The sequence below is a fragment of the Niveispirillum sp. KHB5.9 genome (genome assembly GCF_048066115.1).
Classification (GTDB): Bacteria; Pseudomonadota; Alphaproteobacteria; order Azospirillales; family Azospirillaceae; genus Niveispirillum.
In genome coordinates, this window is sequence record NZ_JBLTYX010000006.1 from 117,430 (window position 1) to 144,065 (window position 26,636).

The following is a 26,636-nucleotide window of genomic DNA, read 5'->3' on the forward strand; positions in this document are numbered from 1 at the left end:
TCATGGTAGTTGGCTGGAACTTGAATACCTGTTCGACTCTTAAATCAAGGGGTCCGTTTCAGCCGGTCGAGGATTCCCTGCACTGCATTGTCGGGGGCCGGTTTCGCCGGTGCGGGTTTCTGGGGTGCGGGCTTGGCCGCCTGTTTGACCACGGGCGTGGAAGGCTTCACCTTGGGCGCCGGCGGCGGGGCGGCCTCCGCCGCTTCCTCCTCGCGGGCCTGTTTGGCCAGCCGTTCCGTTTCCCGCTTGCCCAACCAGGCATCGGCGGCGGCCACGTCCAGGGTGCGCACGGCCGACTGGTCGGGGCCGGCCAGCCGCAGGCCCAGGGTGGGGGCGCCCGACGGGCTGGACGGGGTCAGGGTCAGCGACAGGTCAAGCATCCGGTCACGCCAGGCCCAGCGGCCGGCACCATTGGCCTTGCCCAGCGGCCCCGCCGCCTCGATCCCGCTCAAGGCTGCGGCATGGTCGCCCAAGGTGAAGGACAGGGCCATGGTGTCGAAGCTGGTATCGCCCTTGGCACGCAGCGCGGTGCGCAGCAGTGTCGGGCCACGTGGCCCGCCTTCGGCCAGGCGCTTGGACGTGCCGGCAAGGTCCAGCCCGGTGAGGGTGCCGTCGCGCAAACTCGCCTTGCCGTCGCCGGCCAGGGCTGACAGCAGCGCCTTGGGCGTGGGGCCGGAACCGGTGCCCGTCAGCGACAGGTCGAACCGCCCACCCTTCAGCCCCAGCGACGGGCCGGACAGCCAGTCGGGCAGGGCGGCATCCTTCACGCCCAGGGTCAGGTTGCCCGACAGAGGCGCAGGCCCATCCGTATTGTCGCCGTCGGTGGCGAGTGGCGAGGCTTCGGTCTGTTCCAGGGCACCGGTCAGGGTGACATCGCCGCCCTGCCAGCGGGCGGTGGCATTCTCCAGCCGGATCAGGCCATTGCCGATGGTCAGCGGCAGGGTGGTCGATTGCAGCTTCTCCCCGCCCAGCGTTAGCTGCGGCACATTCAGGTCCAGCCCACCATTGAGTTTGCGCGTCCAGCCCAGGTCCCAGGCGCCCCCATCGCGGGTCAGGGCGGGGATCAGAAGATCGCCATCCAGCACGGACAGCGACAGCTTGCCGTCCAGCCGAGCGGCCCCGCCGTCGGCCGGGGCCGGCACCCAGGTCAGGCCGCCATTGATATTATGGCCGGCGAACTGGCCCTGGATCTCGTTCAGCGCCAGGGTGCCGCCCATGGGTCCGGTGACGGAAGCGTACAGGTCAAGCGGGCCCAGCGGCCCGGCGGGGCGCCAGTCGCTGAGCACCAGGCGCAGCAGGTTGGCGGTGTCGGGCACGCTGCTGCGCAGCTTCACGTCCAGCTGTGCCTCGCCCTTGGCCGTGGGGTTGCCGATGGAACCGCCCAGTTGGGTGGCCCCCCCCAAGGCGTCGGCGCGGATATCGACGGCCAGCCGCGCGGCATCGCCGACCAGCCGTGCCTCCAAAGCCACCTTGCCCAACCGTTCGGCCAACACCGGATCGGGCCGGCCCAGGGCGCGCAGCAGTGGGGCCAGGGTGGGGCCGGCCGCTGTCATTGTCAGGTGGGAACTTTCCCCCTCCTTGTCCGACAGATGGCCGCTGGCCTTGACATTGATGCCGGCCACGGCACTGGCGGCGGCGTTGCGCAGGGTCAGGGCGCCGCCGGTCCAGCCGGCATCGACCTCCAGCCCATCCGCCGGCAGGCCGCGCGCCACCAGTTGCCCAGCCTTGCCCTCCAGCGTCAGGTCGACACCATCCAGCAGCGGTTTCAGCACGGGCCACAGGTCGGGTGCGTCGGGCTTGCGATAGGCATCCAGGTCCAGCCGGTCCAGTTCGATGCGCAAACCCAGCCCCGTGCGGTCGCGCCGCGACAGGGTGAAGGCGCCCTTGAACTGGGTGGTGTCCAGGCTGCCCACGGCATCGGTCAGGGCGAAATCCAGCAGCTTGCCGGTCAGGCGGCCGGTCAGCTTGGCCTGGCGCAGCCGTTCGGGCGGCACGCTGTCCATGGGCAGGCCGGCCCAGGCCAGCGTGTCGCGCAGACTGTCGGATTTCAGGTCCAGATCGGCGCCCAGCACCGGCTGTTCGCTGCTGAAATCGGCGGCGCCCTTCAGAATGATGGCGGTGCCGCCGGGCAGGGTGCCGGACAGTTCGCCATCGCCCAGCACGCCGCCACCCAGACGGCCCACCAGCCGCAGGTCGCGCAGGATATCGCTGCGCCAGCGCCCCTGGTCGGCCAGCACGTCCAGCGCCACTGTCTCCTTGGGCAGCCAGTCGCGCAGGCCGGACAGGTCGGCACCCAGCCGATCCAGGTCCAGGGCGGTGAAGGCCAGAGTGATGGCGCCCGTCCCCTCCGGCACGCGTGGCAGCTCGACATTGCCGGTGGCGCGGCTATCGCCCCATTGCAGTTCGATCCCGTCCAGGCCGATGGCGGATTTGGACAGGGTTAGCCGGCCGCGCAGGGCCAGGGCGGGACCCTTGGTCTCCGCCGCTTCCCCCGGCAGATCGGCGCCGGCCAGATGCTGAACCAGTCGCAGGACGGGGGCGGCGTCGGGGCCCTGCAGGACGATATCGCCCTCCAGCTTGGTCTCCCCACCGGCGGGCGGCAGCGTGCCGGTAAAGCGCAAGTCGGCCTTGGCGTCGGTCAGCGACAGGATGGCGCGGATGGGCATGGCGCCATTGGCGGCGCGACGAGCGGCGTTCAGGGTCAGGCGGGTGGGCGTGCCGTCCAGGGCACCGGCGGCCGTCAGTTCGAACGGCCCGTCGGGACCGCCGGCCGACATCTCGCCCGACAATCCCGCCAGCCGGACAATGTCGCCGCCCGGCCGTTCGAGCACCAGCGATCCGTCGGTCAGCGACATTCCCTCTACCTGCACCGACCCACCCAGGGCCGACAGGGTGACGGGCCAGCGGGCAGGGCCGTCGGCGGGCAGGATGGCGCGCATTTCGGCATCATCCAGGGCCAGCTTCTCGATCTGCACCTGCCCCTGCAATAACCGCCAGGGCCGCACGCGCATGGCGACACTGCCGATCTGCGCCAGAGGCTCGCCCGCATCTAGCAGGCGGACATTACCGGCGGTCAGGGTGGGGACGGGCAGCAGGGTGAGGTTCAGATCGCCATCGATGACCACCTGCCGGCCCGTCAGCCCCGCCAGCCCATCGGCCACGCGGGATCGGAACTCGTTCCAGGGCACCAGGGCGGGCCCCACCAGCACGACCAGAATCAGCAGGGCCAGCGTCAGCCCCAGGGTCACCGCAATCCGCTTCACGCCTTGCCCATCCCTCTTGCCATCCAGCCCTTCCAGGGTCTTAACCTATAGAACCGGCGGCCGGCAGGATAGGGAATGAAATGGGCGAAATCGTGAATCTCAACCGCGCCCGCAAGGCGAAAGCCAAGGCCGACCGCGCGGTGCAGGCGGCGGAGAACCGCGTGCGCTTCGGGCAGACCAAGGCGGAGAAGCAGAAGCGGCGGGCGGAGGAGGAGAAGGCGAAGAGGGATTTGGAGGGGCATAAGGTGGAGTAGAGGGTGGTGTCATGATGGTGTGGTCAGGTTGAAATTTGGCTATCTGCTTTTATTCTTGAATAAACTTCGAAAGAAATACCCTGGATTTTGTATAAATTCTGGTAGCATTTGATACGGGTTTTTGTAAGAAAATCTCTTAAATAATCTATATTTTTTTGAATTTATTCGTTCTATTAAATACTTTTTCAATACTCCTCTTTCGCCATCCTCGATGACTATATGCATGTTCTCCACTTTCCCATCCATGAGCCATATAACAGCCAATTCCGCGTTAAGAGAGGTTCCATCTTCGTCAAATATATGGAAAGGATGACCACTTGCACGAAATACATCAATCAGAAGCTTGATGTCGCTGAAATCCTGTTCATGAATGTCAGACAATTTCGCCACTCCAATGACTTCGTGGTTATTGAATTCAATCCGAAACATTCCGAACATCAGTATCTCACGGCATATGGTATTGCAAAAGCGATGCTTCATCTATCAACCCAAGATCTGATCTGCGACTTGTCCCAAATGCAGAATTTACGTAAGATACAGAATATCCGTAACGGAGCGTGCCATGGGAACCGTCACTTCCGCCGAGTTCGTTCGCCAGTTCGGCACCATCCAGCGACAGGTGCAGCGCGAGACGGTGACCGTCACCAGCTATGGCAAGGTGGTCGGCCATTATATCTCGCCGGAGGATGGGGAGTTGCTGCGGCAGGCCAAGGCGGCGCGCAAGGCCTATCACCCGTCCGAGCTGCCCGACGAATTGTGGGATGAGATCGACCGGGCGCAGCCATCGGCGGCGGCGCGGGCACTGGATCGTCTCATGGAAGAATGACGATGGCGCTGCCGATACCCCGGCCGGGCCTTGTCATCCATTTCTCCTATCTCTGGCGCCATGAATTCGAGCGCGGAGAGGAGGCGGGCCGGAAAGGCCGGCCCGCCTCCTCTCCGTTCGGGATGACAATCCCAAGAGGGCCTCCTGCTGCCCATCACCCACAGCGAACCGTCGGCGGGACGCGGCGTTGAGATACCGTTGAAGGTGAAGGAGCATCTCGGGCTTGATGCCGAGCGATCCCGGATCATCATCGACGATATGAATGTGACGGAATGGCCCGGCTATGATTTGCGGCCAAGGCCGGATGCACCCCGCCAGTATGAATATGGCGAGGTGCCGGCCAAGTTGTTCGAGAAGGTAAGAGAGGCCGTTCAGGCGTTGCGGCCACGGCCCAGGCCGACCAGCCGCACCTGACCCTCCCTCACCCCGCCTTCCGCGCCTTCGCCACCTTCAGATACGGTGCCAGATAGTGCCCCGTATGGCTCCTTGCCGCCTTGGCCACCGCTTCCGGCGTGCCGGCGGCCACGATCTCGCCGCCGCCATTGCCGCCTTCGGGCCCCATGTCGATCACCCAATCGGCGGTCTTGATGACCTCCAGATTGTGCTCGATGACCAGCACCGTGTTGCCCTGGTCGACCAGGGCGTGCAGCACTTCCAGCAGCTTGCGCACATCCTCGAAATGCAGGCCGGTGGTGGGTTCGTCCAGGATGTAGATGGTGCGGCCGGTGGAGCGGCGGGACAGCTCCTTGGCCAGCTTCACGCGCTGCGCCTCGCCACCCGACAAGGTCGTGGCCGGCTGGCCGATCTTGATATAGCCCAGGCCCACCCGGTCCAGGGTTTCCAGCTTGTCGCGGATGGACGGCACGGCGCGGAAGAATTCCGCCCCTTCCTCCACCGTCATGTCCAGCACCTGGGCGATACTCTTGCCCTTGTAATGGACCTCCAGCGTCTCGCGGTTATAGCGGTGGCCGTGGCAGACGTCGCAGGTGACATAGACGTCGGGCAGGAAATGCATCTCGATCTTGATGACGCCGTCGCCCTGGCACGCCTCGCACCGCCCGCCCTTGACGTTGAAGCTGAACCGGCCGGGACCATAGCCGCGGGCCTTGGATTCGGGCAATCCGGCGAACCAGTCGCGGATGGGGGTGAAGCAGCCGGTATAGGTGGCGGGGTTCGACCGCGGCGTGCGGCCGATGGGTGACTGGTCGATATCGATGACCTTGTCGATATTCTCCAGCCCATGGATGGCGTCATGGTCGCCCGGATGCTCGCGCGCACCCATCAGGCGCTTGGCCAGGGCCTTGTACATCGTCTCCACCACCAGGGTGGATTTGCCGCCGCCCGACACGCCGGTGACGCAGGTGAAGGTGCCCAGCGGCACCTTGGCCGTGACATTACGCAGATTGTTGGTACGGCAGCCCGTGACCTCCAGGAACTGTCCCGGATGGCCGGGGCGGCGCACGGCCGGGATTTCGATGCGGCGGCGGCCGGACAGGTATTGCGCCGTCAGGCTGTCGGGATGGGCCATCACCTCCGCCGGGGTGCCCTGGGCCACCACCGTGCCGCCATGCACACCGGCACCCGGCCCCATATCGACCAGATAATCGGCGATGCGGATGGCATCCTCGTCATGTTCGACGACGATGACGGTGTTGCCGATGTCGCGCAGGCGCTTCAGCGTGGCCAGCAGCCGGTCATTGTCGCGCTGGTGCAGGCCGATCGACGGTTCGTCCAGCACATAGAGCACGCCGGTCAGGCCCGAACCGATCTGTGACGCCAGACGGATGCGCTGGCTCTCGCCACCCGACAGGGTGCCCGACGCGCGGTCCATGGCCAGATATTCCAGCCCGACATTGTTGAGGAAGCCCAGCCGCTCGTTGATCTCCTTCAGGATGCGCACGGCGATGTCGCGCTGCTTCTGCGTCAGGTGAGGGTCCAGGTCCAGGAACCATTCGCCGGCTTGGCGGATGGACATGCGGCTGATCTCCGCGATGTTCATGCCGCGCACCTTGACGGCCAGGGCCTCCGGCTTCAAACGCGCCCCATTGCAGGCTTCGCACGGCTGCGACGACTGGTACTTGGACAGTTCCTCGCGCACCAGGGCGCTTTCCGTCTCCTTCCAGCGGCGCTGGAGATTATTGACCACGCCCTCGAACGGCTTCTTGGTCTCATACGACCGCAAACCGTCATCATAGCGCATGGTGATGGGCGTCTTGCCCGAGCCGAACAGGATGCAGTTGCGCACATCCTCGCCCAGCTTGTCCCAGGGCTTCTTGATGTCCGCGCCATAATGGGCGCAGATGCTTTCCAGGGTCTGGAGGTAATATTGCGAGGTGGAACCGGCCCAGGGGGCGATGGCGCCTTCCTTCAGGCTCAGCCGTTCATCCGGGACCACCAGCATCGGGTCGAAATAATGCTTCGATCCCAGCCCGTCGCAGGCCGGGCAGGCGCCGAACGGGTTGTTGAAGGAGAACAGGCGGGGCTCCACCTCCTCGATCGTGAAGCCGCTGACCGGGCAGGCGAACTTGGCGGAGAACACGGTGCGCTCACCGTTATCGGCATTCTCCGTGAAGATCAGCCCGTCGGACAGTTCCAGGCCCGTCTCGATCGAATCGGCCAGGCGGTTGCCCAGGTCGGGCTGGATCTTCAGCCGGTCGACCACCACCTCGATATCATGCTTCAGCTTCTTGTCGAGGGTGGGCGCATCCTCGATCTCATACATCTCGCCATTGATCTTCACGCGCTGGAAGCCGCGCTTGCGCAGCTCCGCCAGTTCCTTCTTGAACTCCCCCTTCTTGCCGCGCGCGATGGGGGCCAGGAGGTAGAGGCGGGTGTCGGCGGGCATCGCCATGATGCGGTCGACCATCTGGCTGACCGTCTGGCTTTCGATGGGCAGGCCGGTGGCCGGCGAATAGGGGATGCCGATGCGCGCGAACAGCAGACGCATATAATCGTAAATCTCCGTCACCGTGCCGACGGTGGAGCGGGGATTGCGGCTGGTGGTCTTCTGTTCGATGGAGATGGCGGGCGACAGGCCCTCGATGCTGTCGACATCGGGCTTCTGCATCAGTTCCAGGAACTGGCGCGCATAGGCCGACAGGCTTTCCACATAGCGCCGCTGCCCCTCGGCATAGATCGTGTCGAAGGCCAGGGAGGATTTGCCGGAGCCCGACAGGCCGGTGATCACCACCAGACTGTCGCGCGGCAGATCGACATCGACATTCTTCAGGTTATGTTCGCGGGCGCCACGGACGGAAATATGCTTGTTCATCGCGGTCTGTCTTCGGCTTTCTGGCCCGTGGGGCGGATGCGTGCTGCGGTGCGAATAGGATAGGCGTTGCCGCCGGTTTGAAAAGGGCGCGTTGGCGCGGGGGCCTTATGCCGGAAGCTGGGCCGACAGGCGCTTGGGCGCCACGGCACGGTAGCTTTCCAGCATCCAGTGGTGGAACCGTTCCACATCCACAGCTGCGTCCCCCGCCTCGAACCGGAACGTCACCCAGCCGGCCTTGCCCAGGCCATAGCCGGTGGGGCTGGCGCCGGGCATGTCCAGCGCGAAGTCGCGGGAATGCGGCAGTTTCAGGGAGATGCGCAAGGCACCCTGGTAATGGTTCAGGAAGATGAAGATCTTGCCCCGCACCTTGATGACGCGTTCACCCCAGGGGAATTCCTCCGCCGCTTCGGGCAGGGAAAGGGCATGGGTTCTCAACGCCTGTTCGGCATCGGCGAAGGGCTGGTCATTCATGGCCGCGTCCGGTTGGTCATGGGACGGGGCAGACAATGCCCTGTCCGGAAGGGGAATGCAATGTTCTTGTATTGTTCCCTTTAAACTTGTAGAAACGGGAAGCGGGCAGCGTGTAGGCTGCGGGCCATTCCGGCGGGGCTGAGGGCTTCCGCCGTCGAACCCTTTTGCGAAAGAGCGACACAATGGCGGGCAGCGTCAACAAGGTCATCCTGATCGGCAACCTGGGCAAGGAGCCGGAGGTCCGGTCGCTTCAGAACGGCGGCAAGGTGTGCACCCTGCGCATCGCCACGTCGGAGACCTGGAAGGATCGCGGCACGGGCGAGCGCCAGGAGCGCACGCAGTGGCACAGCGTCGTCATCTTCAATGAAAACCTGGTCGGTATCGCCGAACGCTTCCTGAAGAAGGGCAGCAAGGTTTATGTCGAAGGCCAGCTTGAGACCCGCAAGTGGCAGGACCAGCAGGGGCAGGAGCGCTATACGACCGAGGTCGTGCTGCGCCAGTTCCGTGGCGAGCTGACGCTGCTGGATGGCCGTGAAGGCGGCGGCGGTGGCGGTGGCGATTATGGCGGCGGCGGCGATTACGGCGGCGGCTATAGTGGTGGGGGCGGTGCCTCCTATGGCGGTGGTGGCGGCGATTACGGTGGGGGCAGCAGCAGCGGCAGCCGGGGTGGCGGGTCGCGCGGCGGTTCCGGTGGCGGCGGTGGCCGTCCCAGCCCGGCGGCCGACCTGGACGACGAAATCCCGTTCTGATCAGCGGTCGGAAGCATATGTGTGAGAAAAGGGCGGGTTTCCCCAGAGAGTCCCGCCCTTTTTGTATCTTCATCCGCCCTCCGGGGCGGGTTACCCGAATACCTTTTCCGTTACCCGCCGCCCCCATGGCGGAGGCGGGGCGACACGCGTTCCTATTGCCGATCGGAACATAGGGCCGGCCTGTTCTTGAGGGAGTGGCGAATGGCTGATCTGGGCAATGGGGATGGGGCGCATTCCGTCCGGTTCGGGACGCCGGTTTCGCGGCGGTCCATGATCGGGGGCATGGCGACAGTGGGCACCTTGTCCGGCACCATGGCCGGAAAAGCATCGGCGCCGGCGCGCAGCGGAGGCGGATGGGACGTCGTCGTGGTCGGCGCCGGTGTCTTCGGCGCCTGGACCGCCTGGAACCTGCAGCGCCTTGGCCGGAAAGTGCTGCTGGTCGATGCCTGGGGGCCGGCGCATACGCGGGCATCGTCGGGCGGGGAGACGCGGCTGATCCGTACGGAATATGCCGGTGATCCGCTCTACACGCGCTGGGCCTGGGAATCGCTGGCCGAATGGCAGGCCCTGTCACAACGCCATGAAAGCCCGATCTTTCATCCGGTCGGCGCGCTGTATCTCTATCCGCAGGACAGTGCCGGGATCGACCGCAGCATCGCCCTGCAGCGGTCGCTGGGCATCGCGATCGAGAAGATTGCCGTTTCAGATATGGCCCGACGCTGGCCCCAGATCGGGTTCGACGGGGTGATGGTAGGGGTTCTGCAGCCCGGCATGGGCGCACTGATGGCCAGGCGCAGCGTGCAGGCGCTGGTGGGTGAGTTCGTGCGGGCCGGCGGTTTTTACCGGCAATGCGCCATCGATCCGCCGCAAGCGACCGGCGGGGCACTGGAGGCGATCACCGGCAGCGGTGGGGAGAGGGTGCGCGCCGATCAGTTCGTCTTCGCCTGCGGCCCGTGGTTGCCCAAGCTGTTTCCCGATGTCGTGGGGTCCAGGATCGTGCCGACACGCCAGGACGTGTTCTTCTTCGCACCGGAACCGGGTGACGCGCGGTTCGATGGGGCGCATCTGCCGGCCTGGGTGGATGCGGGCAGCAAGGACCTGCATTACGGGTTCCCCGATATCGAATCCCGCGGTTTCAAGATCGCGCTTGATAGGCACGGCCCGGCCATCGATCCCGATGTGATGGACAGGCGGATCGACGACCAGGCGCTGCAGGACGTGCGGGATTATCTGGCACGCCGCTTTCCGGGCCTGGCCAGGCGACCGCTCGCCGAAGCCAGGGTCTGCCAGTATGAGAACAGTGACAATGGCGATCTGTTGATTGACCGGCATCCGGCCTGGGCCAATGCCTGGATCGTCGGTGGCGGCAGCGGCCATGGCTTCAAGCATGGGCCCGCGATGGGCCGCCATGTCGCCGGACTGGTGTCGGGGACAGGTACGATCGAGCCGCGCCTGGCATTTGCGTCCCACCGTCCCCACGGCTAGGCCTGTTTCCGGCTGACCGGAAACAGGCCTAACGTTTCGTGTTCCTCAATCGCCGGCACCGCATGCGCGGCTTGGCTTACGCCCCCATGGGCGGGCGCGCCGGCGGTCGCCGCCGGAGCGGTTTACGGTCACCCGTAAACCGCTCTAAGCCGCTATATATTGGATGCCCATCTGCAGGCTGCGGGCGATGCGGCCGGCGGTGGCGCGGACGGCGGCGGCATCGTCGGGTGACAGCACCTCGTGTGCCGTTTCCTGCCACAGGGCCAGCCAGCGTTCGAACCGGGCCGGGGTCAGCTGGTCGCGGTGGCGCAGATGGGCGGCCATCGGGTTGCCCTTATACCGCCCGCTGGTCAGCATCACCGACGACCAGAAATCGGCCAGCAGCTTCAGGTGGTGGTCCCAGTCCGTGATGATGTCGTTGAAGACGGGGCCCAGGTCCGGGTCCTGCCGTATCTTGGCGTAAAAGGCTGCCACCAGCCGGGTCAGTTGCGCGTCATCCATGGCGATCCTCGTAAGCTACGGCCATAAGATGGGCTGCAACCCATAAAGAGGCAAAGCAAATGCATCTTTATGGGTTGCGCCTTTTGTCACGGGCGAGCCAGGAAGGGGAAGGCGCTGTCGGAATGGGGCTTCTCATCCTGGTCGACACCGTCATCGATGCCGTTCTCGGTGCCATTGACCAGCAGGGAACGATAGATATCGACGGCATCGACATTGGGCGTGCGGCCGCCGCAATCGCCGGCGAGGTCTTCCCGTCCGCCAACCGCTGCCAGCTCGACGGCGGCGAAGTGCCGGCATTGGCCGCTCTCGGCGTTGATCCATAGCCGGTCGTCGGCCAGCAGGGCGGCCGTTGCGTCGTAACGCCGGGCGGGGGCGGCCTCGCGATCGGCCAGGAAGCCGTTGCCGCAGATGCCGTCAAACCCGTCATAGAGGCCCAGATTGCGGGCGATCTCCGGCGCGAATCCCTGCCATTCGGCAGGTTTGGCGGCGTTGTATTCTTCCTTCATCCGATTGCTCACCTCCGCCCCGGCCAGGGTGCCCAGCAGGGCATTACCGGTCAGGGGACGGCCCATGCGGTCGATCCAGCGTTCGTCCGTGCCGGTGGTGGCCCAGACGGCGAGATTGGAGCCGCCTTGATTGATGGTGGCGATATCGACGGACACGACCAGGGAGGCGGGCGTCCAGCCCTTCAGGAAGTTCGAGGCCGGGCCGTCATTGACATGACGCCAGCGGTCGCGGATTTCCGCCACGGTTTTGGTGTCGAAGGCGGGGCATTGGCCGGCATCGACCGGCGTGCCGGCCTTCAGCGCAGCCAAAGCCGCCTGATAAGCGTTGCGGGTGCCGACGACATTGTTGAAGAACGGGTCATCCCTCAGGCCAGCGAAGACGCGGAACAGGCCTTTGCGGGAGGTCAGGCCCTGTTCCACGCCGGCATTCCCCGCCACCCGATCGCGGCCCAGCTTGCAATCCACCGTATCCGGCTGCGGGAAACGGCAGGTGATGCTGGTCGACCGATGGGTGGTGCCAAAACGGCGGCCGCTGTCGATATGGAATTCGTAGGTGACCGTGTCGGAAAAGCCGTGGCCGACAATGGCCATGACCAGGTTCAGCCGTTTGGCGTCCGGTGACATCCAGGCGAAAAGGTCGCCGATATCGGTGCGGGGATCGGCGATCACAGAAGGCGTGTCGAGATGATCGGAGGCCTGGGCCGCCGGGGCCAGGAGCAGCGACAGGGCGAGCCATTGCAGGATGCGGGGCATAGGATGGTCCTTAAGGGGCGGTGCCGATGGCGAAGGACAGGCTGGAGAAAGTCGTCTCGAAATCGGCGATGGCGCGGTCGGCCAGCGGCTTGGTCCAGACGGTGCTGAGCAGCCAGGGGCCGTCATGGGGGATGGTCAGGCTGGTATGGCCGGCCGTGTCGGTCACCTGCCGTGCCACCGCATCGCCACCGGGGCGCAGGTCGGTCAGCACCAGTTGCGCGCCGGGCAGGGGGACGCCGTTGAACAGGATGCGCACGGGCAGGGGCTGGCCCGCCGTCAGCAGGCCAGGATGGGTTTCCGGCACGATCTCCAGGCTGAGACCCACCGGCCGGGTGATGTCACTGGTGCCGGCGCCCTGCTGGATGATGGATTTGGCGCGGCGGCCATAGAGTTCGCGGCCGGGCCGGTCACTTTCATTGTTCGCGGCACGCCAGGCGATGGCCGGGGTTAGCCCTTCGTCGCGGATATAGGCGTTGAACCGGTCGGGTGGCAGGGTGATGGGGACGTGGTTGGTTTCCAGCACGATCAGATGCGTGCCGGCCCCGTCCAGGGAAAGGTGCATGTCGGCATCGACGGCCCCCAAAGACAGGTGGGGACGCTGGTCCCTGATGCCGGCGGGACCGATGCTGTTCAGCACCAGGATGCGCTTTTCCCGGATGGGGGAGCGCTGGCGTGTCTCGTGGTCACCCACCATCAGGTTGGCGGGCAGGTCCTGGCCCGGGAGGGTATGGAACGATTGCGGCTGTATCCAGAAATCATGGGCGTTGGCCGTTCGGGTGGCCAGCATGCCGATGAGCAGCAGGATGCCGAAAGACAAAGCGCCGCCGTTCCCCGCCATGGCGTGGTTCCTTCGATTTGGATTTTTGAGAAAAAGGTCGGCGGTGTCGCCGGCCTGGTAGGGCGATCAGTCGCCTTGGGCGGAAATGTCGGCTTCGTTCAGCTTGCGGGCGCAATCCTCGCAGCAGACTTCCACGGTGCGGCCGCCGACCTTCACCTTGATGGGCCGGTCGTCCAGATCGCAGTCGCAGGCGGCACAGGTCTTCTGGGTCATGATCCGGTTTCCGTTCATCGGGTTGCGATGGACGGATGTAACCAGGGACGCAGAATCTGCGCTGTCGAAATCTTTAGGTTTTTTACTTTGTTCCCTCAGGCGCCGGGCGGACGCATCCGCGTCCTCGGCTCACGGCGCACGAGCGCCGGGCCGGCGGTCGCCGGCCTGCTGGTATCAGCCAGCGCCGGGCCGCTTCAGCACCGATTGCCGGAACTCTGTGGGGGAGCGGCCATAGGCCTGGCGGAAGGCGGCGGTGAAATGGCTGTGGCTGGAGAAGCCAAGCTCCAGGCCCAGCGCGGTCAGATCCTCGTATTCCGCGATCAGGTCCAGGGCACGGGCCAGCCGCAGCCTGGTCTGATAGCGATAGAGCGGCACCCCCTCCACCTGCCGGAACAGCTGGGTCAGATAGACGGGGGAGCCACCGACCTCCGCAGCGATCTCTGCCAGGGTCCAGCGACGCGACAGGTCGGCAGACAGCGCCAGCTTGATCCGGTCCACCAGCCGCTGCTGCCCATGGCGGGCATCGGCGGCGTGGGAGGTGCGGGGGCCGAGTGCGCGCTGTGCCAGGGTCAGGGCCAGGCTTTCCGCCTCCAGCGGTTCGGCGGTGTCGGTCAGCAGGCTGTAGCGCAGCATCGCGGTCAGGGCCGTGGCGCGCGGATCGATGCGCAGGCGCTGGCGGGTGAAGCGCACCGGATCGCCGGGGCACAGCATCTCCGGTCGCGGCAGTTCCCGCAGCAGATGCGGATCGATGAACAGCAGCAGGCTGGCATCGCCGCCGGGCACGGGATGGGTGATGCGGAACGGCTCACCGGCGTTGAAGAAGACCACCTGGTTGGGTTCGGCCACGGCGACATCATCGCCGGCTTGGCGCTGGTACAGGCCGCGGTACGGAAAGGCCAGATAGGTGGAATGGGCGCAATCCACGCCCGGATCATGGTCGCAATCACCGGTGCAGACGGCATCGAGCACGCGGACGGTGGCGGTCGCCAGAAGGGGGGTGACGCGGTAGGGGGCCATGGCACCCCATGCTACGCGGCGGCGATCAGCCGAACAAGCCGCAGGCTCAGCGGGCGGCCTTGGCCTGACGCTTGGCGCGGTACATGCCGGCATCGGCGCGGCGGATCACGTCTTCCTCCTGGTCGCCTGGGCCATAGGCCTGGGTGCCGAAGCTGCCGCGCAGGGGCAGTTCCAGCATCTGCCACTGGCAGATGGCGGCGTTGAAGATGGCGGACAGGGCATCGGCGCGGGCCATGCCCTGGGCCTGGTCGGTGTCGGTCAGCAGCACCGCGAATTCGTCCCCGCCGAACCGGGCCACGATGTCATGGGCGCGGACATTTTCCTTCAGGGTGCGGGCCACCTGGCGCAGGTACCAGTCGCCGCAGAGATGGCCATGCGTGTCGTTGATCGCCTTGAACCCGTCCAGGTCGATGATGACCAGCACGCCGCCCACACCGTTGCGCCGCGACGAGGCCAGTTCACGCCCGAAGGCATCGACGAAGCCGCGGCGGTTCAGCAGGCTGGTCAGCTCGTCCGTCATGGACAGGGTTTCCAGATGCTCGATCCGTTCCTTCTGCTCCGTGATCTTCGCTTCGGCCTCGCGCAGCCGCATGATCGTGTCCTGCAACAGGTAGACATAGGTGTCGGCAGGCAGGGAGACGGGGCCCAGGTCGGGCGACACGGCACCACCCAGGCCGCCGGCGACGGCGCGAGCCAGGGATTGCAGGCTGTTGGCGGCAGATGAAGGCTGGGGAGGGAACGACATGGCGCGGTCCAGTCCCCTGGACTTCGTCATCGGACGGGTCTGGACGGCATCGAACGGGCTCATGGTTGGCTCCCCAAAACGGGCTGTTGCTCCGCCTTGGGAGCAGCAATGGCCGTGCCAGAGGGAAAATCCTTTGAAAACATGGGTTTGTGTTCTGATCCCGTCATGAGGCCCCTGCCGGGCGGCAGTTCTTGCCGGGTGAACACCGGGAAACGCTGGCAGTTGCTGCCGAGCAGATTTGTCACACCGCGGTATGGAGCGAATGGACGTTGCGGCGGGGCGCCAGGGGGCGCAAGATAACGGCCCTAGCCACGATCCAGGCCCGTGCCCAACGTGACCGTTCAATCCCATTCGCGCCGTGCCGTCGCCTTCGCCCTTGCCATTGCATTGGGTGCGGCCGGTACCGCGCCGGCTTTCGGCCGATCCGCCATCGATATCGCCCCGCACAAGGCCACATATCGGCTGAAGCTGGATCATGCGCGGCTGCAAAGCGGCATCACCGATGTCAGCGGACAGATGAGCTTTTCCTGGAACGATGCCTGCGACGGCTGGACCATCGACCAGCGTTTCCAGGTCGCCTTCTCCTACGCGGAGGGGGAGGACATGAACCTGATCACCAATTATGCGACCTGGGAGGCGAAGGATGGCTCCGCCTACCGGTTCAATGTGCGCAAGCTGGTGAACGGCGAGGTGGATGAGGAACTGTCCGGCGGCGCCACGCTGGACGGCATGGGCGGCGGCAATGTCCGCTATGACAAGCCGGAGACGCGGTCAATGCCGCTGAAGCCCGGCACCATGTTCCCCACCGCCCATACGCTACGCGTGCTGAAACAGGCCGGGTCGCCGGAGAACCTGTTCTCCGTGCCGGTGTTCGACGGGGCGGAGGCGGATGGCGCCAGCCCGGTGAACACCATCGTCGGCAAGATACGGTCGCCGGCGGCGATGAAGGTGAAGGATGCCGACCTCCTGGTGGCCAAGGCTTGGCAGGTGTCGCTAGCCTTCTTCCCCATCAATCCGGGTGAACCGCTGCCCGATTATGAGACCAACATGGTGTTGCAGGAGAACGGCATCGTCCGGTCCATGCTGGTCGATTACGGCGATTTCCGCGTCTCCATGGAGCTGGAGACGCTGGAAAAGGCCATCAAGCCGCCCTGTTGATATGTCCCTCAGGCGCCGGGCGCCGCCATCCGGCGGCTTGGCTTACGCCACACGAGCGGCGGGCCGGCAGTCGCCGGCCCCCAGCGGCATGAAACTCATGCCGCTGGTATGAGGGCGCTCAAGGCTCGCCTTTGAAGATACCGACCAATGGTTCGCCGCCGGCCTCCTGACGGGCGCGGTACATGCCGGACGTGTTGAAGGACCATGCAACCTGCCCGTCGGGGGTGACGGCGACGATACCCCCATCGCCGCCCAGCGCGGTCAGGCGGGCCTGGATCACCTCGTCGGCGGCCTTTTGCAGGGTCATCCCCTTCAGTTCCACCAGATCGCAGATGGCACGCGCCACGCCCAGGCGGATGAAATATTCACCCGTCCCCGTGGCCGACACCGCGCAGGACTTGTCGTTGGCATAGGTGCCGGCGCCGATGATCGGCACGTCGCCGACCCGGCCCCACAGTTTGGCCGTGGTGCCGCCGGTCGATGTGCCGGCTGCGATATGACCGGCATTGTCGAGAGCGACCACGCCGACGGTGCCGTATTTGCGATCCTCGAACGCCATCTGGCTGGCGGCCAGCGGCACGGGCTCCGGCCCCACGCCGGCCGGACGGGCCGGAATGGGCAGGCCGCGTTCCTTCAGGGTCTTTTTCAGCGACTGCCAGCGGCGTTCGGTGAAAAACCAGGCGGCATCGGCCTGTTCCACGCTGGCCTGCTGCCCGAACTTCTCCGCCCCGGCCCCGATCAGCATGACATGGGGGGACGCCTCCATGACGGCGCGGGCCAGACTGATCGGGTTCTTCGTGCCGGTGATGCCGGCCACGGCGCCGGCCTTCAGGTTGGAACCATCCATGATGGCGGCGTCCAGCTCGTTGCGGCCATCGGCGGTAAAGACCGCACCCTTGCCGGCATTGAACTGCGGATCATCCTCCAGCCCGCGGACCACGGCCACCACGGCATCCAGTGCCGTACCACCCTTTTCCAGGACGGTGCGGCCACGCTCCAGGGCGGCATGCATGGCGGCGCGGTATGAGGCCTCCGTCTCCGGCCCCATCGTTTCCCGGTCCATCACCCCGGCACCGCCATGGATGGCCAGCGCCCAGGCGGGGCGGACGGCGGCTGCCTTGTCCTGTGCCGGTTTCGTGGCGCAGGCCGACAGGCCCAGCGCCAGCAGGATCAGGGCGGCGAGGCGGACCGGGTGCTTCATTCCTGGCTTCTCCCAAGGGTCGGATTGCGTCAGCCTTGATAGCAAGGCACGCCCGTGGGAGCCAGCCTGGAAGGGGTCATTCCTCCGGCGCGCCCTGCGTCTGCGTCCGCATCAGCTTGGGTTCCGCCTCCACCTCGATATCCCGGCCACGCCGGTCGATGGAGGCCCGTTCATCGTCGGGATCGGTGAACAACTGGCCGGGCCTGGTCTGGCTGGGGGGCGGTGCGGTGGCATCACCCGCCAGACTGTCGCGGATGGCCTGCTGGTTCAGTTCCCGGCGTGCCTCCTCCAGGCATTCGTTCAACGATCCGGGCAGGCGTCCCTTGATATCCCACAGTTGAAAGGCGCGCGTCCGCACCAGGCTTTCGTCGGTCATGGCTGTCTCCTTTCGCCTTCAAGGACGAATGGAAAACGCCCGGCCCGATGGGTTGGTTCCACCTGCGAAAGGAAATAATGGCGCTTTTATGCCAAATTTCGGTGATCGGAACCGATCACCGACCTCAATCGCCGGCGCCAACATCCGTTGGCTTGGCTAAGCCGCATGGGCGGCGCGGCGGCGGTCGCCACCGAACCAGATCCCGATGAGTTGAACTCATCGGGATCTGGTTTTAGGGCTTACCTCACCAGTTCCAGCAGCTCCATCATGCCATTATCCTCATGGTTCACATTATGGCAGTGCATGACCATGGGGCCGTGGAAATCCAGGGCGCGGGACAGGAATTGCAGCACCTCGCCACTGCCGCCGGGCGGGTTGTCATTGGGCTGCGCGGTGTTGCCGAACGGGAAGGTGCAGCCGCCTGGGCCGGGCGCGCAGTTGATCAGGGCCGTGTCGCGCCAGACGGGGAAGTCATAGGCGATGGCCCCGCGCTGTACGATCTGGAACGAGTTGATATGGATGTGGAACATGTGGGTGTCGGACGCGCTCTGCACGCCCCAGCGATCCATCTGCCCCAGCTTCAGCCGGCGCTGCACCCGTTCCAGGTTGAAGGGACGGCCGTTCACCACCGATGCACCACCAATGGCGGGCGGGGCGTATTCGGTGTTGGTGAAGCCGAAGACCACGCCCTGGGTGGGACCGTCGGGCACGTCGTTGGCGGTCGTCAGGTCGATGGGCGTATAGAGCGCGTTCAGGGCCGTTTGGGTCGGTACGGCCTTGTTCAGGTTCTTGGCCTTGCGCTTCTTGGTGACATTGATGGTGAGCAGCGTTGGCGTGCCGCTGGGCGGCGTGGCGCCGCACAGGCTGGTGGTAGGGTTCTGCGCGTTGGCGCCGGTGGCCGGCGCCGGGGCCTGATAGATCACATACTGGCCTTCCGCCGTCGGGGCCTGCACCATCAGATCCATGCGCTGGCCGGGCGCCATCAGCACCAGTTCATTGGTGATGACATCGGTGCCGGCCGTTGCCGTCGTCAGGTCGTAGACGGGCGGGCCCAGCAGGAAGGGCTGATCCGTTGCGCCGGCCTTCAACGGACGCTGGACGGGAACGCCATCGGCGGCCAGGGCATAAAGGGCCGGAGCCGGTGTGGTGGTGCCGCTGGCAGGGACGACGCAGAAAGGCTGAACATTGCCGACCGTGGTGTTGATCACGCGCCACAGCATGGCCTCTCCCGGTGCCATGGAGATGGTGGGGTTGACCTGGCCGTTGACGGAGAATTGCCCGTTGATGGGCGGGGCATAGCCGGTCGGATAATCGTAACCCAGCGTGTTGCACACGGTCACGCCATAGGTGCCATAGCAATTGACGGCGTTGGGCGCCTTGGACGGCGCGCCGTCGGGGGAGAAGGCGGCGGAATAATTGATCTCCTGGATGACCAGGATGCGTTCGCCATCATAGGCCTTGGCGTGTTTCACGGCGGGCAGGCTGTCGATGCCGCGCTTCTCATCCTCGATGATCAGGGCGCCGGCCATGCCGCTGCCCAGCTGGATGGCCACGGAGCCATGCTTGTGCGGGTGGTACCAGTATGTACCGGACGGATGCGCATCGGGGATCTTGTATTCGAAGTCGAACTCGCCATCGACGCAGACATGGCGATGGGCCACATCCTTGTCGGTTTCCATATGGCAGGCCTTCTTCAGGTCATCCGCCGTGGCCCCCTTGGGCAGGATGTTCAGCAGCACATTGTCGCTGTTGCCCAGCGGTGAGACATGCAGGCCATGGGTATGCAGGTTCAGGATGTCGAACCCGTGCGGCAGCGTATCGACATAGGTGCCGGAACCGGGACCATGGCCCAGCTTCGGCGCCTCGGGATAGAAATCACCGGCCTCCTTCTCCTCCGCCTTGCGGTCGGCGGCTTGTTTCTTACCCGGAATGTCGATAGCGGTGGTCGGCGTCAGGTCGTTGCGCAGCTTCAGGCGCACATGCTCACCCGGATGGGCGCGCAGGGTGGGGGCGATCAGGCGCTTGGGCGACTTGTCCGCCCCTTCGGTGACGAAGCTGCGGGTTTGTACCTGGGTGCCGTTGAACGGATAAATCTCGGTCTTCGCGATCAGCACATAGGGGCCATCGCCATTCTTGCGCATGTCGGGCGGGTTTTGCAGTTCATCCGCCAGGACGGAGGGACAGACGGACAGGCACAGGGCGGCAACGCCCATCCTCAAAACCAGACGCATACCCCATTCCCCCTTCGGCGCGTTCAAAGCGCCGAAGGATAACAGGAATTCAGGTATATGTCAGATGCAACCTTGGCGGTCCACCTCAGCCCAGTGTCAGCACGACGGGCGTGTGGTCGGACGCCTTTTCCCTGCCCCTTGGGCCCTTGTCGATCTCGCATGCGATGACGCGATCGGCGGCCTGGGGCGACAGCAGGAAATGGTCGATGCGCAGGCCATTGTTGCGGGGCCAGGCACCGGCCTGATAGTCCCAGAACGTATAGGCGGGGACCGCACCCGGATGCAGGGTGCGGAACGCCTCCGTATAGCCCAGCGCCAGGATCTCCTGGAATTTCAGACGCGTTTCCTGCCGGAACAGCGCATCCTCGCGCCAGCCGATGGGGTCGTACACATCCTCCGGCGCGGGGATGACATTGTAATCACCGGCCAGGACCACGGGCTGGCCCGTGGCCAGCAGCTCAGCGGCGCGCAGGCGCAGCCGTTCCATCCAGCGCAGCTTGTAGAGATATTTCTCGCTGTCGCCATTGCCGGTCGGGTTGCCGTTGGGCAGGTAGATGCTGGCGATGCGCACGCCGCCCACCGTGCCCTCGACATAGCGGGCCTGTTCGTCCTCCGGCTCTCCCGGCAGGCGGGTCAGCAGGTCGTTGACCGGCAGCTTGGACAGAAGCGCCACGCCATTATAGGCCTTCTGGCCCATAGCATGGACCTCGTATCCCAGCTCCTCGAACGCAGCAGCCGGGAATGAGGCCGTCTCGCACTTGATCTCCTGGAACAGCACAACGTCGGGCGCTTCGGCCGCCAGCCATTCGGTGATGTTGGGCAGGCGGGCCTTGGCGGAATTCACGTTCCAGGTGGCGATCTTCACGGGCTTGCTGCCTTCTTGGCCGATGGGATTGAAGACTGATCGTAGCGCGGATTAGCGCCAGCGTAATCCGCGGGACCACCGCAACGGGCTTTCCGCGGATTACGGCTACGCCTAATCCGCGCTACGAAAATTCAAACGGAGAACGAGGTGCCGCAGCCGCAGGACGACGCGGCGTTGGGATTGACGACCTTGAAATAGCTGCCCATCAGGTCCTCGGCGAAATCAAGCTCCGCCCCGGCCAGCAGGTCCAGCGACACATCATCCACCACCAGCTTCGCCCCGTCGCGGGTGAAGACATGGTCGTCATCGTTGGTATTGGTGTCGAAGGAGAAGCCGTACTGGAATCCGGAACAGCCGCCGCCCGACACGGTCAGGCGCAACATCTGGTCGGGATTGCCCTCCAGCGTCGCCAGCTTCGCGATGCGGCGGGCGGCACTGGCGGACAGGGTCATGGCGCGGCCTTCGGGCGGCGGGGTGCGGGTGCCGTCAGCGACGGTAGTGGATGTGCTCATCGAATGGTTCCTGTCTGCTAACGACTGGACAAACGCTTACTCCCTATGTAAGCGGCGAAGGCGTGTCCGTCAAAGCGGGCGTGCCCTGCATTGGAGGTATCGCGATGATGCGTTGGCAGACCCTGTTGTCCCGCAAGCGCCTGGCGAAGGACGGTTTGGCGCCGGAACTGCCTTATCGCAGTGCCTATGAGATCGATATCGACCGCATCACCTTCTCCACCAGCTTCCGGCGCCTGTCGGACAAGCAGCAGGTGCATGGCATCGGCGGGTCGGATTATGTCCGTTCGCGCCTGACCCATTCGATGGAGGCGGCCCGCGTCGGCCGTTCGCTGGGCAGCTGGGCCGGCGCGGAGATCATCCGGCGCTATGGTCAGGACGAGGTGCCGGCCAATGCCGCCGATATCGGCAATGTGGTGGCGGCCGGTGCCCTGGCCCACGATCTGGGCACGCCGTGCTTTGCCCATACGGGCGAGGACATCATCTCTGACTGGTTCGCCGGCACGGTACTGGGCCGGGAAATCCTGTCCGGGGTGGACGGGCAACAGGCCAATGAGCTGTCGAATTTCGAAGGCAATGCCCAGGGGTTTCGCGTGCTGACCCGGTTGCAGGGCTGGCGGGCGCAGGGCGGGCTGCAGCTGACGGCCGCGACGCTGGGCACCTATGGCAAATACCCCTGGTCGGCCCCGGCCTTCGCGGGCGAGGAACGGCCGCACAAGCGCAAATACGGCTTCCTGGGCAGTGAGACGGAACTGATGGCCGAGGTGGCGGATGAGCTGGGCCTGGTGCCCACCGGCCGCGATAGCTGGTGCCGGCATCCGCTGGCCTATCTGGTGGAGGCGGCGGACGATGCCTGCTACTCCGTCGTCGATATCGAGGATGCGGTGAAGATGCGCATGCTGTCCTTCGCCGATGCGGAGGAGCTGCTGGAGCCGCTGATCGATTGGGACCGCGCCGAATATGAGGGGATCGAGGATGAGGATCGCCGCCTGATCTATTTGCGCGCCCGCGCCATCGACCGGCTGGTCACCGATGCGGCGGCCGCCTTCCTGGACAAGCTGCCCGACATCATGGAGGGCAAGCCGGTAGGCCCGCTGTTGAAGATGATCGAGCGGACGGACGCGCTGAAGGATATTTCCGACGTGTCCTATACCCAGATCTATCGCGGCCATCAGCGGTGCGAAACCGACATCGTGGCCGCCCGCACCGTCACCATTTTGCTGAACGCCTATGGCGAGGCGCTGCTGGCGCGCGAAAAGCTGGGACCGGGCGCCGACCTGCCGCGCCGCTTCGCCTCGCTGTTGGAGACGATACCGGGCATCCGGCAGGTGCCCTATGACCGGTCGGGCTGGACCCGCGCGCTGATGGATTATATCGCGGGGATGACCGACCGGTTCGCGATCCGGCAGGCGCAGTTGATCGCGGGGTGAGGTTTACAACAGCTTCTCGATCGTCCCCGTCAGCGCCTCGGGCTTCGTCGTCGGGCTGAAGCGGCCGACCACCTTGCCGGAGCGGTCGACCAGGAACTTGGTGAAGTTCCACTTGATGCCGCTGGTGCCCAGGAAGCCGCGCTTCTGGGTCTTCAGCCATTGATAGAGCGGGTGGGTGCCGTCGCCATTGACGTCGATCTTGGCGAACATCGGGAAGCTGACATCATAGGTCAGGGAGCAGAAATTGGCGATTTCGGCGGCGTCGCCGGGTTCCTGCTGGCGGAACTGGTTGCAGGGGAAGCCCAGAACCACCAGGCCGCGCGCCGCATAATCGCGGTGTAGCTTCTCCAGACCCTCATATTGGTAGGTGAAGCCGCACTTGCTGGCGGTATTCACGATCAGCAGCACCTTGCCCTGCCAGTCGCCCAATGAGACATCCTTGCCGTCGAGCGTCTTGGCGGTGAAGTCATAGATGCTGGTCATGAAAATCCTCCCGGTGGCCTGGGGCGCGATCATGCGACGGTGGCGGGCGGTTGGCAATGCAGGGGTGTGGATGGGGTACGACCTTTTCGTTGGCATCGACTGGACCGGAGCGCAGCCGGCCCGCGCCGTGGCCGTCGCCGCTTGCGATCCCGGCGGTCTGGTGCGGCCCGTATGGCCCGCCGGCCGGTATTGGGGACGGCGGGAGGCGGCGGACTGGATCGCGGTACAGGTGCGGGGCGGGGCCCGCGTGCTGGCCGGGTTCGATTTCGGATTCGCCATGCCCTGGGTGGAGGGGGTGGGCTATCTGGATGGCCGGGTGCCCGACGTGACGGACATGGTCGCCCTGTGGGACCTGGTGGAACAGGCGGGCGGGCAGGGGGAGGATCATTTCGCCGGGGCGGCCGTCGCCGACCCGCGCCTGGCGCCCAGTTTCTGGATCGACGGGCCGATGCCCGCCCATTGGGGCGATGGGTCGACCAAGCGGCGGCGGGTGGAGATCGTGGCGGCCCAGACCGGGGCGGGGACGCCCGTGTCGTTGTTCAAGCTGGCGGCGGCGTCCAAGCAGGTCGGCAAGGCGTCGCTGGCGGGGATGCGCACGCTGCGGTACCTGCGCGGGCTGCTGGGGGATCGGCTGGCCGTCTGGCCGGTGGAGATGCCGGCGGCAGGGCAGAGCGTGGTGATGGAGATTTATCCCACCCTGTTCCGCAAACAGGCGCTGGGTGGGGTGCGCAAGATCACCGGACGGGCGGCGATGGAAGCGGCGGTGGCGCATTTCGGCTGCACCCTGTCGCACGAGGTGCCGGAACAGTTTGACGATCACATCGGGGATGCCATCATCACCGCAGCCGGACTGTCGCGGCTGGCGGGGAACGCGTCGGCCTGGGCGCCGGTCGGTTTGACGGCGGACATCGCCGGGCGCGAGGGCTGGATTTTCGGGGTCGGCGTATCATGAAGATGGTCTTCTATGTCGCAATCGGTGGTGCGTTCGGCTCCGTGGCGCGGTATCTGACGGCGGTGGGGTTTGCACGGTGGACCGATGGCGGCTTTCCCTGGGCGACATTGACGGTGAATATCGTCGGGTCGTTCATCATGGGGCTGCTGACGGCATTGATGGCCGGGGCCTGGGTACCGTCACCGGAGGTTCGCGCCTTCCTGACGGTGGGCATCCTGGGCGGGTTCACCACCTTCTCCAGCTTCTCCCTGGATGCGGCGAACATGCTGCAACGGGGGGATATTGGTCTGGCGGCGGCCTATGTGCTGTCGTCCCTGGTTATCGGCTTCGGCGGCCTGTTTGCCGGGCTTTATTTGGTACGGATGGTGGCGGCATGAGCGATGCCGGTGATGCGCGCGGTCCCGCAAAGATCGTAGAGACGAGGCTGGTGGCGGACGATGAGGCCGATGTGCGCCTGGACCGTTGGTTCAAGCGGCATTTCCCCGAATTGGGCCATGGCGCGCTGCAGAAGCTGCTGCGCACGGGACAGGTGCGGGTGGATGGCAAGCGTGCCGACGCCAATACGCGTCTGGCCCCGGGCCAGAGCGTGCGCATCCCGCCGCTGCCCGATGCCGCCCCGGTAGCGGCTGGTGCCGCGGTGGAGGACAAGCCCCGCAAGCCGGTATTCAGCGACAAGGAGATCGCGGCGCTGCGCGCCTGCGTGCTGTATCGCGACGCCGACGTCATCGTGCTGGACAAGCCGGCGGGCATGGCCGTGCAGGGCGGCACCGGCCAGGACAAGCATCTGGACGCGATGCTGGACCTGCTGAAATTCGATGCGGAGGGTCGGCCCAAGCTGGTGCACCGGCTGGACAAGGATACAAGCGGCTGCCTGGTCCTGGCCCGCAACAGCTTCGCCGCCAGCCGCCTGACGGAAAGCTTCCGCGGCCGCGATGCGCGCAAGATCTATTGGGCCATCACGGTCGGCGTGCCGGAACCGCACCAGGGCCGTATCGACCTGTCCATCGCCAAGGAGATGGCGGCGGGTGGTGAGCGGATGATGGTGGATGAGCGCAACGGCCAGCGCGCCCAATCCTATTACACCGTGCTGGAACATGCCCACCGCAAAGCGGCCTTCGTGGCTTTGTGGCCACGCACGGGGCGTACGCATCAGCTGCGCGTGCATATGAACGCCATCGGCACGCCGATCCTGGGCGACGGCAAATATGCGGGCCAAGAGGCGTTCATCGGCGGGGCGGAGGTGAAGCGGCAGCTGCACCTGCATGCACGCCGCATCATCATCCCGCATCCGCGTGGCGGCACCGTCGATGTAACCGCTCCGCTTCCGGAACATATGAGACCAGCCTGGGATTATTTCGGGTTCAGTATGAACCTGAAGGAAGATCCTTTCATGGCATTGGATTAAGGCCGGGCCTGTCGCAGGCGGCGTCGCCCAGGGCGATCTTCAGGCGGCCGGCCCCGATCCGGCCCTTGGCCTTTTCGATGGCACTGATCTGCTTGGCCGTCAGGAAACGGTCCGCCCCGTGGCGGACCCAATCCACACCCTGTTCGGCCACGCCCAGTTCATGATTGCCGGGTGCCCAGGTCCCGTCCACCAACTCACGCAGCGCCGTGGTCACGGCCACATCGATACGTTTCAGGGCGGTGGTGACAATATGGCCGGGGGCCAGTTCCTCCTGGTCGCTGTCGACTCCGATACCGAACTTGCCGGCCTGCGCGGCGATCAGCAGCGCGTCGCGGCTGGCCAGACCGGCGGCGGGGAACAGCACGTCGGCGCCGTCGGCCAGAATCTCGTTCGCCACGGTGCGGGCCAGACGGCGATCGCGGAACCCGTCCAGATCGGTGGTCATGTAGCGGGCCGTCACCTGTACCGGACGCCCCGCCTCGCGCACGCCCTGGATGAAGCCGCAGCCGAAGCGCTGCACCGGCGGCGTGGCGACGGCGCCCATGAAGGCGACGCGGCCGGACCGGCTGGCATAGGCCGCCGCCATCCCGGCCAGGAAACCCGCCTCCTGCTCCCGGAATCGGATCGACCGGACATTGGGGCCGGTCACATCGCCGTCGATGATGGTGAAGCGCGCATGCGGATAAAGCGGCGCCAGTTCACGCAGCGCCTGTTCGTGGATGAAGCCCACCAGCACCAGGGTGGTGATGCCGCGTTCGACGAAAGCGCGGATGGCGGTGGCGCTGTCTTCCTGTGTCACGATCACCCGTGGGCGGAAGGCCACGTCATTCTCCGCCTCGAACCGCGACAGGGCGGATACCGCCAGGGAGTTGAACACCCGGTCATCCTTCTGACCGCTGTAAATGACCCCGTAATCCTCCCTGGCTTGCGCGGGAAGCGCCGCCAGGCAGAAGAAGAGCAGGATAAGGATCAGAAAGCGAAGCATGCGGAAGTATGATTCCTTGCGAGTGCAGACACCATTCTAAAGGCCAAAGGTTAGCGTTTTCCCAACGCCGGGAAGGGCATGCGCCGCATGCCGTCGTGGCTATCGACACCTGCCGTCCTGGAGAGTAGCAAGGGCCGGAAACCTTAGCT

General features: G+C 65.5%; 26 protein-coding genes. 9 read left to right on the forward strand and 17 right to left on the reverse strand.

Annotation, left to right across the window (positions count from 1 at the left end):
* Window positions 1-44 precede the first annotated feature (44 nt).
* Window positions 45-3,263 carry an AsmA family protein gene (locus ACM9HJ_RS12645; protein WP_416572091.1) on the reverse strand — a complete coding sequence of 1,073 codons (3,219 nt, stop codon included), beginning with the start codon at window positions 3,261-3,263 and terminating at the stop codon, window positions 45-47.
* A gap of 80 nt (window positions 3,264-3,343) precedes the next feature.
* Between ACM9HJ_RS12645 and ACM9HJ_RS12650 the strand changes: the two genes are divergently transcribed.
* Window positions 3,344-3,517 carry a DUF4169 family protein gene (locus ACM9HJ_RS12650; RefSeq protein ID WP_416572092.1) on the forward strand — a complete coding sequence of 58 codons (174 nt, stop codon included), beginning with the start codon at window positions 3,344-3,346 and terminating at the stop codon, window positions 3,515-3,517.
* Window positions 3,518-3,556: 39 nt separating this feature from the next.
* Here ACM9HJ_RS12650 and ACM9HJ_RS12655 read toward each other — a convergent pair whose 3' ends face one another.
* Window positions 3,557-3,955 (reverse strand): hypothetical protein, encoded by a 399-nt coding sequence (locus ACM9HJ_RS12655; RefSeq protein ID WP_416572093.1) that lies wholly within the window; start codon window positions 3,953-3,955, stop codon window positions 3,557-3,559.
* Window positions 3,956-4,079: 124 nt separating this feature from the next.
* Between ACM9HJ_RS12655 and ACM9HJ_RS12660 the strand changes: the two genes are divergently transcribed.
* Window positions 4,080-4,343: a hypothetical protein gene (locus ACM9HJ_RS12660; RefSeq protein WP_416572094.1), complete on the forward strand. Its 264-nt coding sequence runs from the start codon at window positions 4,080-4,082 to the stop codon at window positions 4,341-4,343.
* Between the two features lie 421 nt (window positions 4,344-4,764).
* On the opposite strand, the gene uvrA is transcribed toward ACM9HJ_RS12660, so the two are convergent.
* Together uvrA and ACM9HJ_RS12670 are read right to left on the reverse strand one after the other, a co-directional pair.
* Window positions 4,765-7,614, reverse strand: a complete 2,850-nt coding sequence (uvrA, locus tag ACM9HJ_RS12665; RefSeq protein ID WP_416572095.1) for an excinuclease ABC subunit UvrA — start codon at window positions 7,612-7,614, stop codon at window positions 4,765-4,767.
* Between the two features lie 105 nt (window positions 7,615-7,719).
* Window positions 7,720-8,085 carry an MmcQ/YjbR family DNA-binding protein gene (locus ACM9HJ_RS12670; protein ID WP_416572096.1) on the reverse strand — a complete coding sequence of 122 codons (366 nt, stop codon included), beginning with the start codon at window positions 8,083-8,085 and terminating at the stop codon, window positions 7,720-7,722.
* Window positions 8,086-8,267: 182 nt separating this feature from the next.
* Here ACM9HJ_RS12670 and ssb point away from each other — a divergent pair, with 182 nt between their 5' ends.
* Together ssb and ACM9HJ_RS12680 are read left to right on the forward strand one after the other, a co-directional pair.
* On the forward strand, window positions 8,268-8,834 hold the full coding sequence (gene ssb, locus ACM9HJ_RS12675; RefSeq protein ID WP_416572097.1) for a single-stranded DNA-binding protein: 567 nt from the start codon (window positions 8,268-8,270) through the stop codon (window positions 8,832-8,834).
* Between the two features lie 201 nt (window positions 8,835-9,035).
* Window positions 9,036-10,319 (forward strand): FAD-dependent oxidoreductase, encoded by a 1,284-nt coding sequence (locus ACM9HJ_RS12680; protein WP_416572098.1) that lies wholly within the window; start codon window positions 9,036-9,038, stop codon window positions 10,317-10,319.
* Between the two features lie 144 nt (window positions 10,320-10,463).
* Here the strand turns inward: ACM9HJ_RS12680 and ACM9HJ_RS12685 are convergent, their stop codons facing one another.
* The 6 genes from ACM9HJ_RS12685 to ACM9HJ_RS12710 form a co-directional block, all read right to left on the reverse strand.
* On the reverse strand, window positions 10,464-10,820 hold the full coding sequence (locus ACM9HJ_RS12685) for a group III truncated hemoglobin (RefSeq protein WP_416572099.1): 357 nt from the start codon (window positions 10,818-10,820) through the stop codon (window positions 10,464-10,466).
* A gap of 86 nt (window positions 10,821-10,906) precedes the next feature.
* The gene (locus ACM9HJ_RS12690; RefSeq protein WP_416572100.1) at window positions 10,907-12,079 is read right to left on the reverse strand and encodes a DUF4331 family protein; all 1,173 of its coding nucleotides are present in this window, start codon (window positions 12,077-12,079) and stop codon (window positions 10,907-10,909) included.
* A 10-nt stretch (window positions 12,080-12,089) separates the two neighbouring features.
* The gene (locus ACM9HJ_RS12695) at window positions 12,090-12,917 is read right to left on the reverse strand and encodes a DUF4198 domain-containing protein (protein WP_416572101.1); all 828 of its coding nucleotides are present in this window, start codon (window positions 12,915-12,917) and stop codon (window positions 12,090-12,092) included.
* A gap of 66 nt (window positions 12,918-12,983) precedes the next feature.
* Window positions 12,984-13,130, reverse strand: a complete 147-nt coding sequence (locus ACM9HJ_RS12700) for a hypothetical protein (protein ID WP_416572102.1) — start codon at window positions 13,128-13,130, stop codon at window positions 12,984-12,986.
* A gap of 174 nt (window positions 13,131-13,304) precedes the next feature.
* Window positions 13,305-14,147: a helix-turn-helix transcriptional regulator gene (locus ACM9HJ_RS12705; RefSeq protein ID WP_416572103.1), complete on the reverse strand. Its 843-nt coding sequence runs from the start codon at window positions 14,145-14,147 to the stop codon at window positions 13,305-13,307.
* Between the two features lie 46 nt (window positions 14,148-14,193).
* Window positions 14,194-14,955 (reverse strand): GGDEF domain-containing protein, encoded by a 762-nt coding sequence (locus tag ACM9HJ_RS12710; protein WP_416572104.1) that lies wholly within the window; start codon window positions 14,953-14,955, stop codon window positions 14,194-14,196.
* Window positions 14,956-15,225: 270 nt separating this feature from the next.
* On the opposite strand from ACM9HJ_RS12710, the gene ACM9HJ_RS12715 reads away from it, so the two are divergent.
* Complete coding sequence (locus ACM9HJ_RS12715; RefSeq protein WP_416572105.1) at window positions 15,226-16,050, forward strand: cell envelope integrity EipB family protein; 825 nt, start codon at window positions 15,226-15,228, stop codon at window positions 16,048-16,050.
* A 118-nt stretch (window positions 16,051-16,168) separates the two neighbouring features.
* Here the strand turns inward: ACM9HJ_RS12715 and ACM9HJ_RS12720 are convergent, their stop codons facing one another.
* From ACM9HJ_RS12720 to erpA, 5 genes are all read right to left on the reverse strand, one after another.
* A complete protein-coding gene (locus ACM9HJ_RS12720) occupies window positions 16,169-17,251 on the reverse strand; it encodes an isoaspartyl peptidase/L-asparaginase family protein (RefSeq protein ID WP_416572106.1) in 1,083 nt (360 codons plus the stop codon).
* Between the two features lie 76 nt (window positions 17,252-17,327).
* Entirely contained in the window at window positions 17,328-17,627 is a 300-nt protein-coding gene (locus ACM9HJ_RS12725) for a hypothetical protein (RefSeq protein WP_416572107.1), read from the reverse strand.
* 239 nt (window positions 17,628-17,866) lie between these two features.
* Window positions 17,867-19,858 carry a multicopper oxidase family protein gene (locus tag ACM9HJ_RS12730; RefSeq protein WP_416572108.1) on the reverse strand — a complete coding sequence of 664 codons (1,992 nt, stop codon included), beginning with the start codon at window positions 19,856-19,858 and terminating at the stop codon, window positions 17,867-17,869.
* 85 nt (window positions 19,859-19,943) lie between these two features.
* A complete protein-coding gene (locus tag ACM9HJ_RS12735) occupies window positions 19,944-20,723 on the reverse strand; it encodes an exodeoxyribonuclease III (protein ID WP_416572109.1) in 780 nt (259 codons plus the stop codon).
* A gap of 131 nt (window positions 20,724-20,854) precedes the next feature.
* Window positions 20,855-21,235 (reverse strand): iron-sulfur cluster insertion protein ErpA, encoded by a 381-nt coding sequence (gene erpA / locus ACM9HJ_RS12740; protein ID WP_416572110.1) that lies wholly within the window; start codon window positions 21,233-21,235, stop codon window positions 20,855-20,857.
* Window positions 21,236-21,339: 104 nt separating this feature from the next.
* On the opposite strand from erpA, the gene dgt reads away from it, so the two are divergent.
* Window positions 21,340-22,662 (forward strand): dGTP triphosphohydrolase, encoded by a 1,323-nt coding sequence (dgt, locus tag ACM9HJ_RS12745; protein ID WP_416572111.1) that lies wholly within the window; start codon window positions 21,340-21,342, stop codon window positions 22,660-22,662.
* 3 nt (window positions 22,663-22,665) lie between these two features.
* Here the strand turns inward: dgt and ACM9HJ_RS12750 are convergent, their stop codons facing one another.
* On the reverse strand, window positions 22,666-23,145 hold the full coding sequence (locus tag ACM9HJ_RS12750) for a glutathione peroxidase (RefSeq protein ID WP_416572112.1): 480 nt from the start codon (window positions 23,143-23,145) through the stop codon (window positions 22,666-22,668).
* A gap of 70 nt (window positions 23,146-23,215) precedes the next feature.
* Between ACM9HJ_RS12750 and ACM9HJ_RS12755 the strand changes: the two genes are divergently transcribed.
* Genes ACM9HJ_RS12755 through ACM9HJ_RS12765 form a run of 3 tightly spaced genes read left to right on the forward strand, consistent with a single transcriptional unit; the run spans window position 23,216 to window position 25,502 of the window.
* A complete protein-coding gene (locus ACM9HJ_RS12755) occupies window positions 23,216-24,097 on the forward strand; it encodes a hypothetical protein (protein ID WP_416572113.1) in 882 nt (293 codons plus the stop codon).
* On the forward strand, window positions 24,094-24,474 hold the full coding sequence (crcB, locus tag ACM9HJ_RS12760; RefSeq protein ID WP_416572114.1) for a fluoride efflux transporter CrcB: 381 nt from the start codon (window positions 24,094-24,096) through the stop codon (window positions 24,472-24,474). The genes ACM9HJ_RS12755 and crcB overlap by 4 nt, the downstream gene beginning before the upstream one ends.
* Window positions 24,471-25,502, forward strand: coding sequence for an RluA family pseudouridine synthase (locus tag ACM9HJ_RS12765; protein ID WP_416572115.1), 1,032 nt, complete (start codon window positions 24,471-24,473; stop codon window positions 25,500-25,502). The genes crcB and ACM9HJ_RS12765 overlap by 4 nt, the downstream gene beginning before the upstream one ends.
* Here the strand turns inward: ACM9HJ_RS12765 and ACM9HJ_RS12770 are convergent.
* Window positions 25,486-26,487 carry a BMP family ABC transporter substrate-binding protein gene (locus ACM9HJ_RS12770; RefSeq protein WP_416572116.1) on the reverse strand — a complete coding sequence of 334 codons (1,002 nt, stop codon included), beginning with the start codon at window positions 26,485-26,487 and terminating at the stop codon, window positions 25,486-25,488. The two genes, ACM9HJ_RS12765 and ACM9HJ_RS12770, sit on opposite strands and share 17 nt — an antisense overlap.
* Window positions 26,488-26,636: the final 149 nt, after the last annotated feature.